The organism is Natrinema soli (genome assembly GCF_028618695.1).
On sequence record NZ_JAQIVI010000179.1, the window covers coordinates 1 to 17,934 of the forward strand.

A 17,934-nucleotide genomic window follows, 5' to 3' on the forward strand; every position below is an offset into this window, starting at 1 on the left:
GGAGCGATTCGGCGGTGAGCATCCGCAACGCGGCACCGCCGCCGGTGCTGATGTGGGAGAACCCGTCGACGCCGAGTTTGCGCAGCGCGGAGGCGGTGTCGCCGCCGCCGACGATGCTCATCGGACTGTCCGTCGCGGCGTCGTAGAGCTGTCGGGTGCCCGCTCGGAAGCGCTCGTCTTCGAAGACGCCGGCGGGACCGTTGAGGATGACCGTCTCCGCGTCCGCGAGGATCCGCCGGTAGTAATCCAGCGTCGACTCGCCGATGTCCATTGCGGACTCGCCGTCGCCGGGCGGGAGGGCGTTGACGCCGAGTTCGTGGCGCTCGCCGTTGCGGGCCACGGCGACGTCTCGCGGAAGCGCGATCCGGTCGCCGTACGCGTCGAGCAGATCGACGGCGCGGTCGATCTCGTCCCAGTAACCCTGATCGTAGATGAAGTCGGAACTGGCGTCGCCGAGATCGACGCCGTCCGCGATGAGAAAGACGTTGCCGACGACGCCCGCGGTGAGAACGTGATCGGCCAGCCCCTTCTCGAGGACGGACCAGGCGACGTCGATCGAGTCGGGCACCTTCGCGCCGCCGAGGACGTAGACGCGGGGTTCGGGCGTCTCCCCGATGGAGCCCAGCACGTCGAGTTCGGATTCCATGACGCGGCCGGCGTAGCTCGGCAGGACGGTCGGCAGTCCGACCAGCGAGGGCTGCGAGCGGTGCGCCGCGGCGAAGGCATCGTTGACGTAGGCGTCCAGCACCGACTCGAGTCCGTCGACAAGGTGCGTTCGGGCGGCCCGTTCGGGATCGAACTCCATGTATTCCTCGCTGTAAAAGCGGGTGTTCTCGAGGACGAGGCAATCGCCGTTCGAGAGGCCCCTGACGGCCTCGCGGGCGGCGTCGGTGAAGGTCGCGTCCACGTAGCCGACCGGATGGCCGAGCAGTTCCGAGAGGCGGTCTGCGTGGGACTCGAGGGAGACGAAATCGTCGCCGCCGGGCCGGCCCTGATGGGCGAGGACGGCGACCCGACCGCCACGCTCGAGGAGTTCCGAGAGCGTGTCGACGTGAGCGCGCAGTCGGGCGTCGTCCGCGAGCGTGTCATCGTCGCCGATCGGACTATTGACGTCGACGCGAACACCGACGGTAGTCCCTTCGACGTCCAGCTCGTCGAGGGTCGCGATCATTATCGATCCGTGCACCGCGGCCCCCGAAAGGTCTTTCTATCGGAGCGATAGGGGCCCGGTGGCCGATCACGCCGTCGTCCGGACGGGTTCCGGTCACACCGACCGACAGTCCGCACAGACGAGCTGGCCGTTGGCGTCCCACAGCGCGTCCGCGAGCGAGCCGCAGGCCTCACAGATTCCCTGGGTGGTGTACTCGTCGCCGCCGTTGGGGAGCGGTCCGGCGTCGCCCGCCGAGTTCGCGCGGGCGGTCACTGGATCCGCGAGTTCGCGATCCCGATCGACCGGCGGCTCGCTCGAGCGGGTGGAGGTCATCGTCGCCTGGAACGAACTCGCAGCGGCGATAACGTCGCGCTGGGTGACCAGACCGACGATCCCGTCGTCGTCTTCGACGATGACGTTGCGAATGTTCTGTCGAGCCATCGTGGTAGCGACGTCGGTGAGCGATCGGTCGGGATCGACCGTGATGACCGGGGTCGTCATCGCCTCGTCGACGGTCATTGTGGCGGGATCGCGTTCGTCGTCGACGAGGCCGAGCACGTCCCACTCGGTCACGATGCCGACCGGCTCCGAACCGCGGACGACCAGCGCGCAACTCGTCCGTTCGTCTCGCATGAGGGAAACAACGTCGAGGACGGTGTCGGACTCGCTGACACCGACGTAGTCGCTCGTCAGGATTTCTCTGACTGACAGTTCCGATTCCATGTGTGAATGCATCCCACGAACGGGCTAAAAGCTACCTCCACCACACTTAAGCAAATCGGCAGCAAAGTTCTCTCCTTCCAGGATTCATACGGTCTACCGTACCGATGTCCCGGAGCAACCGCAGGACGGTTCGCGGTCGCTCCGAAAACGACTTCTACCAGTCCGTCTCAGGCTGTCTCCCACTCGAGTTCGACTCTGGTTCCGTCGGCCCGGCAGGTCTCGAGCGCGTGTTTCGCGTCGTAGCCCGCCTCGTGGGCGCTCTTCCCGCGACCGACGCCGACCTGCATCTCGACGTCGACGGCCTCGGCGACGTGAGCGGTCGCCTCCTCGTAGTCGGCCCGCTCGAGATCGGGACAGACGACGATGACGTTGTCGCCGCCGACGAAAAAGGAGAGGCTGCCGTGGGCGTAGCGCATGTGCCGCATCAGTTCGGCGTACCCCTGTTCGATCTCGATGAACGTGTCGAAGGCGTTGAGTTCGTCGGTGTAGTTGCCGGTCGCGTTAACCACGTCGAAGTGCGCGATCTGGACGTCATCGCCGGTCCGGTAGTCGTCCGCGATAGCCCGCCCCTCGAGACACTCGCGGCGGTTCTCGTCCTGTGCGCTGCCGGCGTCCTGCAGGCGTTCGGTCGCGTCCGAGAGCGCCTGCACGGGGCTCGTACCGGTCGCGACGCCGAGGCTGAGACTCACGGGGTATCGGTTGCCGATCGATTCCTGGAGGAGGGCGTGGTCCTCGAGCGAACAGCCGTTCGTGACGGCGATCATGTTGTCGAAGCGAGTGAAGAAGGTGTAGCCGCCGCGGTTGCCGACGAACTGAGAGATGTCTGCGAACAGTCGGGACTGCATCGTCTGGAGGTCGGCCTCCCGTCGGGGCTCCGGCGTCACGGTCCACGGCCCGTAGTTGTCGATCTGAACGAGCGTCACCTGCGTGTTAGTCACTGTGACCGATTCTTTCGAACGCCGTCGTATAAGTGATACGTAATCCAGATTCGTGACGCGACTCGGAAACCGGGCCTCAGGCGGGTTTCTTCTCGGGATTTTTACCTTGCGGGTGGTACTTCCAGAAGCCGCCGGCCCGCATCGCCGCGCCGACGGCCTTGTGCATGTCGACCAGGGTCTCGAACTCCGCGGGTTCGACGTACTCGAAGATTTCGCTCATCGGGACGACGGTCTCGTAGTTGATCCGGATCGGATAGTCACCGTACTCCGCGACGAACTCGTCGCGGTCCATCGGGAAGTCCGCTTCCTCGTCGACCTTGTCCGCGATGATCCGCATGTCGAACTTTCGCATCCCCTCGCTGCCCTCCTCGCCGTCGGGATCGACCGGCCAGTTGCTGCTCATACCTGGGTGTGTGTCGGGGTCCCGCAAAAGGATTACTCTCCGTCGCCGTCACCCCGCCCCCGCCGCTCCGCCCGCTCGACGCCGGTCAGTTCGAACCGCGCCCCGCCGTCGTCCCCGTCGGTTACGGTCACGGTCCAGCCGTGGGCCTCGGCGATCCGGTCGACGATCGAGAGTCCGAGGCCGGTCCCGCCGTCGGCGTTCGAGTAGCCACTCTCGAACACGCGGTCGCGTTCGTCTGCCGGAATACCGGGACCGTCGTCTGCGACAAAGAATCCGCCGCCGGCCGCCTCTCCGAGAGTACCCACGGTGACCGTAATGGTCGGGCCGCCGTGTTCGACCGCGTCTTCAGAACTGTCAGGATCTGAGCGGCTCGTGGAGCCATGCTCCACGGCGTCGTCAGCGCGGGATCCGCGCTGACTGCGTGTCGAACCATGTTCGACAGGCTCCTGACGAGCCTGCGAGTCAGGGCTCGTCGAACCGTGTTCGACGGCGTTGCGGATCAGGTTCTCGAGGAGTTGTGCGAGTCGGGCCCGGTCGGCGCGAACGACGGCGTCCGTCTCGATTCGCAACGTGACCGCCCCCGTCTCGACGTGGTGCCAGCAGTCCTCGGCGAGCAGCGCGAGGTCGACCGATTCGATGTCCATCGACGGATCGCGTTCCCGTGCGACCGTCAGGATGCTCTCGATCAGGACCGACATCCGGTCGTGCGCCCACGCGACGGCCTCGAGGTCATCGACGGCGCAGTCACAGGTCTCGCGGGCCGTCTCGAGTCGCCCCTGCGCGACGTTCAGCGAGTTTCGAAGGTCGTGTGAGACGATGCCGGCGAAGCGGTCGAGCCGTTCGTTCTGCGCTTTCAGCTCGCGCTCGCGCGCTTTGCGCTCGGTTATATCCCGCAAGACGCCGACGGTTCCCTGGATGCGGCCGTCCTCGTCCCGCGGGAGGAGCGCGATGTGATTCTCGTTGGGCACGCGTTCGCCGTCCGCCGTGATCGTCTCCATTTCGAACGAGGCGTGTTCGCGTTCGTCCGAGTGTATCAGTGCACGAATCTCCGCCTCGGCGGTGGCGATATCGTCGTCGTCCATGATGATCGAGACGTGTTCGCCGACCAGTTCCTCGGGCCGGTACCCCGTCGTCGTCAACTCGGCGTTGATCGGCGGGACGATCCTGGTGAGGTACCCCTCGTCGTCGAGCGCGTACACCTCGTCGGGGATCGTCTCGAGGAGCGTCTCGTAGCGCTCGAGTTCCCGTTCGCGGGCCGTGCGCTCGGTGATATCGCGAACGACACCGGCGATGCCGCGGTACCGGCCGTCCTCGAGGGGCAGCAACGAGAGGTGATCCTCGCATCTGATCGGTTCGCCGTCGCTCGTTTCGACGGTGATCTCGTAGGTGCGTTTGTGCTCGGCGGTCTCGTCGGAGAGCAGCGATCGGACGCAATCGCTGCCGCGTTCGACGGACGCCTCGTCGAGCAGGAAGGTGACGTGTCGACCGATGATTTCGTCCTTCTCGTAGCCGGCCATTTCGGCGTAGGCGTCGTTGACAAACGTGTATCGGCCCGCGGAATCGACCGTGTAGACGGGATCGCCGAGGGCGTCGATGATCGTTTCGTAGCGCTCGAGATCGCGCCCGCGCTCCGTTTCGTCCGTCACCTCCTGAATCGGACAGATCAGATCGCCGTCGCCGGTCGTCGACAGCGAGCGGGCTTCGACGAATGTGCTCCCGTCCGATCGGAGCCCCGTCGTCTCGCCGTACCAGTCCCCCTCGGCCATCACCGTCGGAACGATCACGTTGCGGCCGTGCCCGGTCTCGTCGTCCGGATACAGTCGCTTCCAGTGTTCGCCGATCAGGTCGACGGGGTCGTAGCCGTAGCAATCGGCGTACGACCGGTTCACGGAGACGAATCTTCCGTCGCCGTCCAGGAGACCGATCCCCTCCTGTGCGGTTTCCATGGCGCGGAGCTGGCGGCGTCGTCGCAGATCGGCTCGGGACGTATCGACGGCGGTTCGGACGCCGTCCGCCAGCGTCGCGTACTCGGTCGCGTCCCGCCGCAGGTAGTCCGTGACACCGGCCGAGATGGCCTCGCTCGCGATCGCTTCCGATCCACTGCCGGTGAACAGGACGAAGGGGCGGTCCTCGTCGGCCGCCCGGATGTCGTCCAGCAACGCCAGCCCGTCCGTCTCGGACAGCTCGTACTCCGAGACGATACAGTCGATGTCGGTCTCTGCGAGGCGCTCGAGCGCATCACTCTCTCCGGCCGCACAGAGCGTTTCGATGGCCTCGTCCGCCCGCTCGAGGGCGTCGGCCGTCTCGGCGAGGCGCTCCGGGTCGCCGTCCACACAGAGGACGCGAACCGGCTCGGTCGAGACGCTCTCGTGCCGATATTTATCCCGGTTCTTCATGGCTTATCTCTCCGTACGACGAGGATATAGATTTGGGCCACCGGTTCGGTCGCTCGCTCAGATCGGACGAGGCGACGGACGGGGTTCGGCTCCGGCGATCAGCCGGTCGATCGGCGGTTCCGTCGAATACGTCACACGCCACCTACTGACACGTTCGTCAGGCGGTCGGTTCGGAAACGGGGTCTCGATCGATCGATTTCCGCCTCGAGCTCCGATGACCGGCGTTCGGGATCGCTCGAGGCCAGACTCTATTCTGCTCGAGTAACAGTAGATATAAGTTACGACAGGTCAACAATCCAGACGGAAGCCGCTCATAGAGAACAGGGGCTGCATTGAAATGCCCCGGGTGGAACCAGCACCCGAGACGTGGCTTCCAAGCCGCAAGGCTTCGAAAGCCATGATTGCGTTGATTCTACCGGGATATAAACGTCCCGCACGACGACAGAACCGCCTGACTCGAGTAGCGTCGACTCCGCACGGGCGATCGATGAGGGGTCGCGATGAGTCGTAACCCCGAGAAGAGCGACGACGACGCATCGCCGCGCCCCGAGGAGAACGACGACAGCGACTCGTCGTCGCGCCCCGACTGCCCGCGCTGCGGTGCCCCGGTCGGTTTCGTCACCGTCACCGGCCCCCTGACGGCGTCGGCCAGTCCCTGTGGCTGTTCGGTGCCGCCGAATCTCGTCCAGCGCGACGAGTAACTCGGGCTCGAGTGTCCAGGTGCCATTAGATGTCGCTATCGGAATCCGGGGTCGCAGTTCAGGGACAGCAATCATCACCTGTTTCTGGGACAGTCTCACGTCCGGCCACGGTCTTATTCCGCGTGAGACTGAACCGGCCTTATGAGCATTATTGCAGAGTTTTCCGTTGACTCGGACGATTTCGCCTTGCACGAGTCGTTGACCGCTGCACCAGACATGATTGTTGAAATCGAACGTGTCGTCGCGACACTTGAAGACAAGGTCATGCCATACTTCTGGGTCAGTGGTGGTGATCAGACGGAGTTCGAAGACGCATTCCGCGATGACAATTCCGTGCAGAATGTTACCGCTATTGACGAGGTTGATGGTGGGAAACTGTACCGAGCCGAATGGACTGAAAACATCGAGACGATTGTCTATGCGTACGTCGAAATTGGGGCGACCATTCTCCAAGCGATCGGGAGAAACGAGAGTTGGGAACTACGGATGCGGTTCGACGATCAAGATAAACTCTCACAATTTCAGGCGTACTGCAGCGAAAACGATATCTCGTTTGTACTCAACACCCTCAGAGAGCAGGAACAACCAATGGCGAGCGCACAGTACGATCTCACGACAAAACAACGAGAAACCCTCGTTACGGCACTCAAGGCGGGCTACTACGATATCCCGCAGGAGACGACGATGAGTGAACTAACAGATGAACTGGGAGTCTCTCAACAGGCCCTCTCGAAACGCTTTCACGCAGGCCATAAAAATCTCATTGCAAGCACCTTGACCGTCAGCCATCCAGACGACGAAGAGTCAGAGTAGCGGAGGACCGTTTATACATAAAGGAGCGGTCAATACAACCCGTCTCCCCATTTCAGTAAAGCGACTATGAGAGGGCATGAGCAATTTACAGCAAGCGCAGGCAAGCATCAATTCGGTGTTTGAGGGATTCGCTCACCATCGTCGTCGATATGCCCTCCGCGAGTTACGGCGGCACGCGAATCCGATGGAACTCGCCGATTTAGCTGATGAATTGGCTGTTCGAGAAAATGAAACACCACTTACCGACGTTCCAGCTGACGAGGTGAAGCGGATCTATATGTCGCTCTACCATACCCATATCCCAAAATTGGAAGCGGCGGATCTCGTTCGCTACAATCAAGAGCAAGATTCAGTCGCGCTTGCAGAGCAGGCTGAATACATCGAACAACACCAGGAATACCTTACAATTGATTGAATTATGGGTGAATCTACACGAGGAAAAGATGCTGCCAGATGCTGTGAGTGTGGTTCGGTCTATGCAGCGTGGATATTGTCTGACGACTCGATTCAACTCATCGGCCGAAAAGATGGCTGTCAATGTGGAGCATCAGCCTTCGAAGTAGTGGACGCAACTCCCGATTGGGATGAGTAGCCGCCAGCGAGGACGAGAGAGAGGATTCGAGCGCGTCGCCAGCACGCGCCACCGCGCGGCGGCTTTCCGTCAATCAGTTACTCCCCAACGGCCTCCTCGACGATCTTGATTTCCTCGTCGGTCAATCCGTACAGTTCGTAGACGATTCCGTCGATCAACTCGTCCGTCTGCTGTACAACTGCATCTGTAACAAGTGATCGCCGTCCGTACAGAACGGCTACTCAGTCGTCGGCTGTTTCGGCGTCGGCGTCCTCGCCCAGCAGTTCCTCGCGGTGCTCGTCGAGCAGCGGCGCGCGACCGCGGGGCTCGGGGTTCGTCTCACTCATCTTGATCGGATTGCCAGCGATCTCGACGTCCCTGTCGGCTCCGGGCTGTTCGACCGGGACGAGCATGTCCCGCGCGTAGACGTGCGGATCGTCGAAGATCTCTTCGGTCGTCTGAACCGGGGCGGCGGGGACGCGACCCTCGAGCTTGCCGACGAGTTCGTCGTTGGTCAGGTCGGCGGCCCAGTCGGCGAGTTCGGCGCGGAGCGCCTCGCGGTTCTCGAGTCGTTCCGGCGTCGTCGGATACGCTTCGGCGAGATCCTCGCGGTCCATCACGTCGCAGAGCTCCGCCCAGTGGTTGTTGTTGAACGCGGCGATGACGGCGTAGCCATCGTCGGTCTCGAAGGCGTTGTACGGGAAGAGCGTGGGGTGGGAGTTGCCCCGACGAGTGGGGGCCTCGCCCGTGTACGACTGCTGGTAGACGGCGCGCTCGGTGAAGCTGAGCATCGAGTCGTACATGGCGGTGTCGACGTACTGGCCCTCGCCGGTCTGCTCGCGGTGGTTGACCGCCGCCAGAATACCGATGCAGTTCAGCGTCGCCGTAAAGAGGTCGCCGACGCCGGGGCCGGTCTTCGTCGGCGGGCCGTCGGGCTGGCCGGTGGTCTCCATGACGCCGCCCAGCGCCTGCGCGATGAGGTCGAAGGAGGGCTGGCCCTGCCGCTCCGTCTCGCCGGTCCGCGGGTCACCGAAGCCGCGAATCGAGGAGTAGATGAGATCGGGGTTGTGCTCTTTCAGCGTCTCGTAGCCCAGGTCGTACTTCTCCATCGTGCCAGAGCGGTAGTTCTCGACGACGACGTCGGCCTCCTCGACGAGCGAGAGGAAGTCCGCGCGGTCCTCGTCGTCGCCGAGGTTCAGTTCGATGCTCTTCTTGCCGCGGTTGACGCTCTGGAAGTAGCCCCCGTAGGCTTCCGCTTCGGGGTCGTCGACGAACGGCGGGTTCGATCGGATCATGTCGCCGCCGGGTCGTTCGATCTTGACGACGTCCGCGCCCAGGTCCGCGAGCAACATCGTACAGTACGGCCCGGCGAGCACCTGGGTCAGATCAACGACGCGAAGGTTCGAGAGTGCTCCCATGTCTGTACGCCCCTTTCCAAACCAGTACCAAAACCTTTACCATCGATCATGTAGTTGTTCCCCGGTACCACCACCCATGTGAATATCCGCCATAGAGACGCTGTTAGGATCCTTAAGGAATATTATCATGGAAGATCATTAGGTTTATAGGCCGGTCCATCATGGTTCCGAATACGATGTCCCAAACGGTCGTCCTCGGCGTGATCGGCTCCGATGCCCACGTCGTTGGCATCACAATCTTAGAGCAAGCCTTCAGTGCAGCCGGCTTCGATGTCGTGAATCTCGGCGTCCAGACCTCCCAGGAGGAGTTCGCCGAGGCCGCTGTAGCACACGACGCGGAGGCCGTACTGGTCTCGTCGCTCTACGGTCATGCCGAGCAGGACTGTCAGGGATTCCACAGCGTCCTCGAGGACGCGGGCGTCGACGCGGTCAGCTACATCGGCGGCAACCTCGCCGTCGGACAGGATGAGTTCGAGCGGACCCGGAAAACGTTCCGGGAGATCGGATTCGACCGCGTCTTCGATTCCGAAACCGATCCCGAAGACGCGATCGCCGCGCTCCGCGAAGACCTCCAGATCAAACCGACGGAGTCGGAACGGGCGACTATCAGTTCGTAGATGTCTAGATGATACGAGACGAACGCATACCATCCGACGAGCTACGGCGTATCGACGAAGAGATCCGATCTGACTGGCACACGGGCGAAGACGTCGGCTTCGAGGACGCCATCGCGTACCACGAGTCGCTGCCCAACCACAAGCGCTTTGCCGACGTCCTCGAGTCGGCGGACAAACCGCTCTTGCAGCCCCGAGCCGGGGTGCCCCGGCTCGACGATCAGATCGAGCTCTCACAGTACCTTCTCGAGGAGGGGAAAGCGGACCTCCTCCCGACCACGATCGACTCGTACACGCGCGACAACGAGTACGAGAAGGCCCAGCAGGGCCTCGACAAGGCCCTCGAGACGGGCGACGACACCCTGAACGGCTTCCCGGCCGTCAACCACGGGGTCGACGGCTGTCGGGAACTGATCGACGCGGTCGACGCACCGATCGAGGTGCGCCACGGCACCCCGGACGCCCGGCTGCTCGCGGCGATCACCTTCGCCGGCGGCTTCCAGAGCTTCGAGGGGGGCCCGATCTCCTACAACATTCCGTACACGAAACGTCACGGACTCGAGGAGACCATCGAAAAGTGGCAGTTCGTGGACCGGCTGGCGGGGGCGTACACCGAACGCGGCGTGCGGATCAACCGCGAGCCGTTCGGGCCGCTCACCGGCACCCTCGTCCCGCCCTCGATCGCGATCGCGATCATGCTCGTCGAGGGGAAGTTAGCGGCGACGCAGGGCGTGCGCTCGATCACGCTCGGTTACGGCCAGGTCGGCAACATCGTTCAGGACGTGGCCGCCCTGCACGCGCTCAAGAAGCTGGGCAACGAGTACCTGCCCGACGAGGTCGTCGTCACCACCGTCTTCCACGAGTGGATGGGCGGCTTCCCGCCGGACGAGGCCCGCGCGAACGGCGTCATCAGCTTCGGCGGCATGACCGCCGCCATCGCACAGCCGGACAAGGTCATCACCAAGTCGCCCCAGGAGTTCCAGGGGGTGCCGACCATGGAGGCCAACTCGGCCGGCCTGCGCACGACGCGCCAGGTCATCGATATGGCGATCGAGCAACAGATCGACATCGACGGCATCGAGGAGGAACAGGACCTCATCGAGCGCGAAACCCGCTGTCTGATGGATACCATCTTCGAACACGGCGACGGCGACGTCGTCCAGGGAACGCTCAAGGCCTTCGACTCCGGTGCGCTCGACGTCCCCTTCGCACCCAGCGACAGCGCGGCAGGTGCCGTCCTGCCCGCGCGGGACGACGACGGTCGCGTCCGCATCTTCGAGTGGGCCGACCTCGAGATGGACGAGGACATCAAGGAGATTCACCGCGCCCGACTGTCCCAACGCGCGGACACCGAAGGGCGCGACCAGTCGTTCCGGATGGTCGCGGACGACGTCGACGCGATCAGCGACGGCAAGCTCATCGGCCGACCGCAGGGTGACGTCTCACCATGAATATTACAGGAATACACGCAACGCCCGGCTACTCCGGGTTCTTCTTCGACGACCAGCGCGCGATCAAGCAGGGAGCAGCACACGACGGCTTCACCTACGAGGGCGAGCCGGTCACCGACGGCTTCGACGAGATTCGCCAGGCCGGCGAAACGATCATCGTCGACATCGAACTCGCCGACGGCACCGTGGTCCGGGGCGACTGCGCCGCGGTCCAGTACTCCGGTGCCGGCGGGCGCGACCCACTGTTCCAGGCCGAGGAGTACGCCCCCGTCATCGAGGGTCCCGTCGCCGACGAACTCGAGGGCCGGGACGCCGCCGAGTTCCTCGACAACGCGGAGTCGCTCGAGGAGATGCACGTCGAGGGTGATCGACTCCACACGGCGATCCGCTACGGCGTCTCGCAGGCGCTGCTCGCGGCGGCCGCGGAAGCCGAGAAGACGACGCAGACGGACGTCCTGGCAGACGCGCTGGGCACCGAGCCCGCGGCGGAGCCGGTGCCGGTCTTCGGCCAGTCCGGCGACGACCGCTACAATAATACAGAAAAGATGTTCGTCAAGGGCGTCCCCGTTCTGCCCCACGCGCTCATCAACAGCGTCGAGAAGATCGGCGAGAACGGCGAGGTCCTCCTCGAGTACGTGGAGTGGCTCGTCGAGCGCTCCCAGGAACTGGGCCCCGAGGGGTACGAACCCCGCTTCCACATCGACGTCTACGGCATGATCGGCGAGATTTTCGGCGCGCCCTACGATCGCGACGAAGTGGTCGACTACTTCGCCGCGCTCGAGGAAGCCGCGGCCCCCTCCCCGATTCAGATCGAGGGGCCGATGGACGTCGGCGACCGGGCCGACCAGATCGACGCGATGGTCGAACTCCGCGAGGGGCTGGCCGAGGCCGACGTCGGCGTCGATATCGTGGCCGACGAGTGGTGTAACACCTTCGAGGACGTGCAGGCGTTCGTCGACGCGGGCGCGGCCGACCGCGAGCAGGTCAAGACGCCCGACCTGGGCGGGATCCACCGCAGCGGACAGGCGGTCCGCTACTGCGAGGGGACCGAGACCCGCGCCTACCTCGGAGGCACCTGCAACGAGACGGAAACCTCCGCACGCGCCTGCGCTCACGTCGCGCTCGCGACGAACGCCGCGCAGGTGCTCGCGAAGCCCGGCATGGGCTTCGACGAGGGATTCATGATCGTCGAAAACGAGATGCGACGGACGGTCGCCCGACGGAAACGAGAACAGTTACCAACTGACGCGGAGACGGACGAGGTGACTGCAGATGACTGAGTGGACCGATCCGGACACGTTCGCACAGGCGCTCGAGCAGGTCGAAACCAAGGAGAAGGGCAACTGCTTCGAGGACTTCGAGGACGGGGACGTCATCGAACACGACCCCGGCCTCACGCTCACCCAGTTCGGCAACGAGTCCTGGATGAGTCAGACCCTGAACCACGACCCGGCCTACTGGCGGCACGACGCCGCCGCGGAACGTGGCTTCGACGAACCGCCGGTTCACCCCGACTATCTCACCGCTGCCACCCTCGGCATCACCGTCGAGGACTTGAGCGAGAAGGGGGGCTACTTCCTCGGACGCACCGACGTCCGGTTCCCCACCGCACCGGTCTATACGGGCACCGAACTCCACGTCGAGAGCGAGGTCGTCAACTGTGCGACCTCGAGTTCTCGACCCGAGTACGGCATCGTCTCCTGGCGCACCCGCGGAAAAGACGCCGAGACCGGCGACGTGCTCTGTTCCTACGAGCGGACGAACATGATCCCGCGCCGCGAGCCGGTTGCGACGGACGGGAGCGGGGCTGCGGCCGCCGAAGGGGACGGCGACGACGGCCCCGAACTCCCCGACGAGTTCATCGCGCCCGAGGGCGGCTACTACGAGGACTTCGTCGACGCGCTCGAGGAAGCCGAGGACGAGAACGCCGCCGTCGCCTACCGCCACGAGCGCGGCCGCACGCAGGACGACGTGACCGTCGCATCGCTCCCGCTTTCGACGCTCAACACGGCCAAACAGCACCACAACGTCGACGTGATGGCCGACTCGCCGTCGGGCAGTATCGTCACCTACGGCGACGTGACTCGATCGACCGCGTTGGGACACGCTCGTTCCGACGAAGAAACGTGGCGCGAGGTCGGCTTCGACGACGAATCGTTCCACACGTTCGTCGCCGTCGGCGACACCGTCTACGCCTTTACGCGGGTTCTCGAGGCCAAAGCGGACGCCTCGAGCGAGGAGGCGGGGACGGTCACTTTCGAACACATCGCGTTCAACCAGGACGACGAACCCGTCTACTCCGGGACCCGAACCGCGGAGATTCGAAAGCGTTCTAACTAACACGAACGACCATCAAAGACGACTGCAGACAATCGCGAATTCAAAACAGAGACACATGACTGACGACATCCGACTCTGCCGCACGTTCCAGACCGCACCGGCCGCCGTTCCGAAAGACGACTCGGCGAAGTACCTCGTCTCCGCGCTCGAAGCGGAGGGGTTCCAGGCCCCCGACTGGCTCGTCCCCGACATGGAAGACGGGACGGCACCGGACATGAAAGCCGAGGGCCTCGAGAACACCATCGAGAAGGTTCCCCAGTACGACTTCCCCGGCGAGATCTGGCCCCGCGTCGAGTGGAGCTACGAGGACGAGGAGTACTGCGACAAGGGGCGCAACCAGATCGACCGCCTCGTCGGCGAAATCGGTGACGAGATCGACGGCGTCGTCGTCCCCAAGGTCGGCCGCCTCGAGGACGTCAAGCGCGCCGCAGAGGTCGTCGCCGAAGCCGAGGCCGAACACGGCTACGACGACGGTTCGATCGGCCTCTCGATCATCATCGAGACTGGCCGCGCTCGCTCCGATCTGCGTGAGATTTCCAAATTCGGCGAGGACTCCCGGCTCACCGCGCTCGTCTTCGGGCCCGTCGACTACGCCGCCGAACTCGGCGGCCGCGACCTCGGCGACGGCATGCCGCGCTGGAACGGCCTGCTCGAGGCCCTCTCGAACGAGTCCAGCGCCGCGGGCCTGCTCTCGATCGGCGGCCCCTTCGACGACCTGTTCAAAGAGCGCGCCGGCTTAACCTACTACAACGCGGACGCCTACGCGGATCAGGTCGAACACGAGGCCCAGCTCGGTCTCGACGGCTCCTGGTCGCTGTACCCCAAGCAGACGATTCAGGCCAACACCGTCCACATGCCCACGCCCGACGAACTCGAGCGCGACGTCCACAAGATCGAGCGCTTCAACGAGGCCAAGCGCGAGGGCACCGGCGCGGTCACCATCGACGGCCAGATGGTCGACGAGGCCACCTTCAAGAACTTCCGCAACACGGTCCAGCAGGTCCGTGCGATCGACGACATCCGACCCGCACAGACTGAGGAGTACTACGACGCTGCACTGCTCGACCGGGCGCGCGACCTCGAGCTGTCCTACCGCTGAGCGGTCGCCGCTCACGCTCGATCTCGAATTTTTCGATCGCTGTCTGTCTCGAGTGGCTCACAGCGAACGCTGGACCCGCCGGGAGACCGTCTACCCGGCGCATCGAGTGCACGCACGATATCCAGTTATTGTTGCCAATCCTCCGATAATAATTTACTATATTCGTAAGTATTAACAATGAATGTGGGTTCCATACAACCCGCACTTATGGCGTACGTGCCGCTACAGGCGGTCGAGTTCGCGCATAGCCCGTTGATCACGTTTATCGTCGGTCTCGTTGCAGTCGTCGCGTTGCTGGTGTGGCTCGACCTCCCGGCGTTCATCGGATTGATTATGGCGGCGTTCACCGTCGGCGTCGTCAATACAGTCTTCGTCGCCGACTTCGGCGCGGCCGATGCCGGCTCTCGAGTTGCGACTGCATTCGGAGAGAACATGGCCGGGATCGGTATCCCGATCCTGATGGCCGCAGTCATCGGCAAATCGATGCTCGAAAGCGGGGCGGCCCAGCGGATCGTTCGGAGCTTTCAGAACGTTCTCGGCGAGTCCAACTCGGACATCTCTCTGCTGGGGAGCAGTACCTTCCTCGCCGTCCCCGTCTTCTTCGACAGCGTCTTCTACCTCATGGCACCCCTCGCACGCTCGATGCGAGCCCGTGTGGGCCGAGATTATACCCTGTTCATCGTCGTCGTCGGGGCCGGTGCAGCGACGACGCACGTCTTCGTCCCCCCGACGCCGGGACCGCTGGCTGTCGCAGCGGAGTTGGGGACGGACCTGGGAGCAACGATCGCCATCGGAATCGTGACCGCGATCCCGGCGGCGATCCTCGCCGGCCTTGTCTACGGCCGGTGGATCAACGCCAGACTCGATATCCCGCTTCGCGATACGATGTCGACGACGACCGAGGAGCTTCAGGATGTCGCCGACAAACCGACGAGCACCCTGCCGGGCATGCTCGAGTCCGCGGCACCGATTATTCTGGCGGTCGTCCTCATCGCTTCGCTGACCTTCGTCGACGGATTTGGGGACGTCGTGCCGTCGCTCGAAACGATTCGGCCGGTTGCCGCCTTCCTCGGGGACAAAAACGTCGCGCTCACGATTGCTGCCCTCGCCGCGGCGTACACTTTCATGCGACACAACGAACTCACCCGTAGCGAGTGGGCCGACGAACTCACGGAGGCGCTGAAAAGCGGTGGGAACATCGCTGCCATCACCGCCGCCGGTGGCGCATTCGGTGCTCTCCTCGCGGCTTCGGGAATTGGTGACTATCTCGCAGGTGCCCTCGAGGGCGTCGGTATCGGCCTGCTGATCACCGCCTGGCTCATCGCCGCGATCGTTCGCATCGCACAGGGCTCGGCGACGGCCGCGATGCTGACGGCCGCCGGGATCATGGCACCCCTCACCGGCCAGCTCGAGGTCCACGCCGCTTACCTCGTGATGGTGATCGGTGCGGGAGCCAACATCTTCTCGTGGTACAACGACTCCGGCTTCTGGCTGGTGAAGGAAATCGGCGGGCTAACACAGGGCGAGACGCTCCGGACGTGGACCGTTCTGACGACGATCATATCGGTCTCCGGGCTGCTCACGAGCCTGATACTCTCGACGATCTTCCCGTTCGCATAGATCCGGAGCGATTCTCCCGTTTTATCGCCGAACTATCACGTGTGGGGCGGACGGATAGCACCAGCGACGGCGTCTAACTGTGTGAAAGAACGGAGTCGCTATCTATCGCTGTGAGCGACAGATAACAGTCGTTATTACTTGCGGACGAGGTTCGTCGCGCGGGGTCCCTTGGGGGATGATTCGATGTCGAACTCGACTTCCTGCCCTTCTTCGAGGTCCGGGCCGCCGACGTCCTCCATGTGGAAGAACACGTCCTCATCGTCGTCTACCTCGTCGTTGTCAGTCGAAATGAAACCGTACCCGCCCGTATCGTTGAAGAAGTCAACCGTACCGTTTGCCATTACAACCACACAGAGTCCCGGCTCGGGGATAACACTTCTGAGAGACGAGGTATCACGACTCCCCAGTATACTCGACTCGAGATGTAGTAGTCACCCTCTCTACAGCCGAGTGTTCGTCGCGAGGACAGGTTCTCGGACGGTTCTGAGAACGCTGGTCAGAAGAGTGGCAACAACTCGAGAAAGACAGTATTCACGCGGGCGACAGTGCAGACGTCCGTCGCTCACGGACGCAGGTATTTATGGAGTGGTAACATGGTGCTAGGTGAATCGCTATGAAACCGTGCCACAGCTGTCAGGCGGTCATCGACGAGTACCTCTTGGATAAACAACTCGAACCGCTGCGCGACCTCACAGTTGACGACTTCAATGTCTGTGCGGACTGTGCGACCATCGTTGCGGATGCGTGCGTGAAATGCGGCAGCGCGGTGTACGTCCCCCGAAGCGAATCCGTCACCCCCGATTACTGCCCAGCGTGTCGTGCCGACCTGATAGACCGCACCGGCCACGATCCCGGCTGGAATTGTGACCTGACGTCTACCTGAACGGCACCCCACCTCTCGAACAATATTTCCTGGCGCAGCCATTCAACAGGCAGCTAGCGTTACCGGGATATTTTATCAACGACTGTCTGAAAGTAATCCCAGCGAAGTTTGCTCCGATACCTTCGGAAACCCTGATTCAAATCCCTCCGTTTCGTTTTCCGCTCGAGAGACTCCTCACTACGTTCGTCGTATTTGCTCGCGGAAAACGGTGGGGATGGGATTTGAACCCATGAGGCTTGGAGGCCACCTGCTCTCAAGGCAGGCGCGTTAGGCCGCTCTGCCACCCCACCTCGCTCTCCGTTTTACCGCACGTTCCAAAAGGGTTGTCGGTCTATTCGCGCTCGAGCCCGCCGTCGTCTCCAACTCGAATTCCCAGTTCGTCCACGAGCGCCGCCGTCGCCTCGGCACCCGGCCGCTCGGCAGCGGATCGGGCCTCGAGCCCCGCAATGGTCGCTCGGAGCCCGGTAGCCGTCGGCACGGTTGGGAGCATCGGCGCAAAGCCGACGCCGAGTCCGTCGTCTGCCGCGCGTCGGGCCAGCGTCGACAGTTCGGGCGTCGCGTACGCGTCGGTGAAGTCGATCGGTTCGGAAAAGCCCGCGAAGTACGTGCTTCCCTCGGTCGATGGCCCGAGCACGACCTCGTGACGTCGCAACGACATCGCCGCCCCGTCGATCTCCGTCCGAGTGACCAGCGGCACCGTCGGCTCGAGCACCCCGACGCTCTGGACCCCTTCGCGCTCGAGGAGGTGCGTGACGGTGTTGCCGACGCGAGCAGATCGGTTCGAGCCGACCTGGCGCTCGAACCGAACCGCCGC

Annotated in this window: 17 protein-coding genes, 1 tRNA gene and 1 pseudogene; 10 read left to right on the forward strand and 9 right to left on the reverse strand. The window is 63.5% G+C overall.

Going from position 1 to position 17,934, the window contains the following annotated elements; all coding sequences use genetic code 11:
* The 5 genes from PGX04_RS12090 to PGX04_RS12110 form a co-directional block, all read right to left on the reverse strand.
* Positions 1-1,171: phosphoglycerate kinase (locus PGX04_RS12090; RefSeq protein WP_273738744.1), on the reverse strand; the 1,171-nt coding region annotated here is incomplete at its 3' end.
* A gap of 93 nt (positions 1,172-1,264) precedes the next feature.
* Complete coding sequence (locus tag PGX04_RS12095) at positions 1,265-1,873, reverse strand: CBS domain-containing protein (RefSeq protein ID WP_273738745.1); 609 nt, start codon at positions 1,871-1,873, stop codon at positions 1,265-1,267.
* Between the two features lie 167 nt (positions 1,874-2,040).
* Positions 2,041-2,811: a GTP cyclohydrolase III gene (locus PGX04_RS12100; protein WP_273738746.1), complete on the reverse strand. Its 771-nt coding sequence runs from the start codon at positions 2,809-2,811 to the stop codon at positions 2,041-2,043.
* A 76-nt stretch (positions 2,812-2,887) separates the two neighbouring features.
* Positions 2,888-3,214 (reverse strand): DUF5785 family protein, encoded by a 327-nt coding sequence (locus tag PGX04_RS12105; RefSeq protein ID WP_273738747.1) that lies wholly within the window; start codon positions 3,212-3,214, stop codon positions 2,888-2,890.
* Between the two features lie 32 nt (positions 3,215-3,246).
* A complete protein-coding gene (locus PGX04_RS12110) occupies positions 3,247-5,610 on the reverse strand; it encodes a PAS domain S-box protein (protein ID WP_273738748.1) in 2,364 nt (787 codons plus the stop codon).
* Between the two features lie 500 nt (positions 5,611-6,110).
* On the opposite strand from PGX04_RS12110, the gene PGX04_RS12115 reads away from it, so the two are divergent.
* From PGX04_RS12115 to PGX04_RS12125, 3 genes are all read left to right on the forward strand, one after another.
* The gene (locus tag PGX04_RS12115; RefSeq protein ID WP_273738749.1) at positions 6,111-6,311 is read left to right on the forward strand and encodes a hypothetical protein; all 201 of its coding nucleotides are present in this window, start codon (positions 6,111-6,113) and stop codon (positions 6,309-6,311) included.
* A gap of 141 nt (positions 6,312-6,452) precedes the next feature.
* Positions 6,453-7,124, forward strand: coding sequence for a helix-turn-helix domain-containing protein (locus tag PGX04_RS12120; RefSeq protein ID WP_273738750.1), 672 nt, complete (start codon positions 6,453-6,455; stop codon positions 7,122-7,124).
* A gap of 76 nt (positions 7,125-7,200) precedes the next feature.
* Positions 7,201-7,539 (forward strand): DUF7344 domain-containing protein, encoded by a 339-nt coding sequence (locus PGX04_RS12125; RefSeq protein ID WP_273738751.1) that lies wholly within the window; start codon positions 7,201-7,203, stop codon positions 7,537-7,539.
* 398 nt (positions 7,540-7,937) lie between these two features.
* Here PGX04_RS12125 and mct read toward each other — a convergent pair whose 3' ends face one another.
* Entirely contained in the window at positions 7,938-9,113 is a 1,176-nt protein-coding gene (gene mct, locus PGX04_RS12130) for a succinyl-CoA:mesaconate CoA-transferase (protein ID WP_273738752.1), read from the reverse strand.
* A 161-nt stretch (positions 9,114-9,274) separates the two neighbouring features.
* Here mct and glmS point away from each other — a divergent pair, with 161 nt between their 5' ends.
* From glmS to PGX04_RS12160, 6 genes are all read left to right on the forward strand, one after another.
* Entirely contained in the window at positions 9,275-9,730 is a 456-nt protein-coding gene (glmS, locus tag PGX04_RS12135; RefSeq protein ID WP_273738753.1) for a methylaspartate mutase subunit S, read from the forward strand.
* Positions 9,731-9,738: 8 nt separating this feature from the next.
* Positions 9,739-11,178 carry a methylaspartate mutase subunit E gene (locus PGX04_RS12140; protein ID WP_273738754.1) on the forward strand — a complete coding sequence of 480 codons (1,440 nt, stop codon included), beginning with the start codon at positions 9,739-9,741 and terminating at the stop codon, positions 11,176-11,178.
* Entirely contained in the window at positions 11,175-12,458 is a 1,284-nt protein-coding gene (locus PGX04_RS12145; protein WP_273738755.1) for a methylaspartate ammonia-lyase, read from the forward strand. The genes PGX04_RS12140 and PGX04_RS12145 overlap by 4 nt, the downstream gene beginning before the upstream one ends.
* Entirely contained in the window at positions 12,451-13,518 is a 1,068-nt protein-coding gene (gene mch / locus PGX04_RS12150) for a 2-methylfumaryl-CoA hydratase (RefSeq protein WP_273738756.1), read from the forward strand. Before PGX04_RS12145 ends, mch begins: the two co-directional genes overlap by 8 nt.
* 55 nt (positions 13,519-13,573) lie before the next feature.
* Complete coding sequence (citE, locus tag PGX04_RS12155; protein ID WP_273738757.1) at positions 13,574-14,617, forward strand: L-malyl-CoA/beta-methylmalyl-CoA lyase; 1,044 nt, start codon at positions 13,574-13,576, stop codon at positions 14,615-14,617.
* A 207-nt stretch (positions 14,618-14,824) separates the two neighbouring features.
* Positions 14,825-16,237, forward strand: a complete 1,413-nt coding sequence (locus PGX04_RS12160) for a GntP family permease (RefSeq protein ID WP_273738760.1) — start codon at positions 14,825-14,827, stop codon at positions 16,235-16,237.
* A 134-nt stretch (positions 16,238-16,371) separates the two neighbouring features.
* Here the strand turns inward: PGX04_RS12160 and PGX04_RS12165 are convergent, their stop codons facing one another.
* A complete protein-coding gene (locus tag PGX04_RS12165; RefSeq protein WP_273738758.1) occupies positions 16,372-16,578 on the reverse strand; it encodes a cold-shock protein in 207 nt (68 codons plus the stop codon).
* Between the two features lie 272 nt (positions 16,579-16,850).
* Between PGX04_RS12165 and PGX04_RS12170 the strand changes: the two genes are divergently transcribed.
* The gene (locus tag PGX04_RS12170) at positions 16,851-17,120 is read left to right on the forward strand and encodes a DUF7571 family protein (RefSeq protein ID WP_273738759.1); all 270 of its coding nucleotides are present in this window, start codon (positions 16,851-16,853) and stop codon (positions 17,118-17,120) included.
* Positions 17,121-17,326: 206 nt separating this feature from the next.
* On the opposite strand, the gene PGX04_RS12175 is transcribed toward PGX04_RS12170, so the two are convergent.
* Positions 17,327-17,410, reverse strand: a tRNA-Ser gene (locus PGX04_RS12175).
* Positions 17,411-17,451: 41 nt separating this feature from the next.
* Positions 17,452-17,934 (reverse strand): annotated as a pseudogene (locus PGX04_RS12180) (hypothetical protein); the annotation flags it as partial.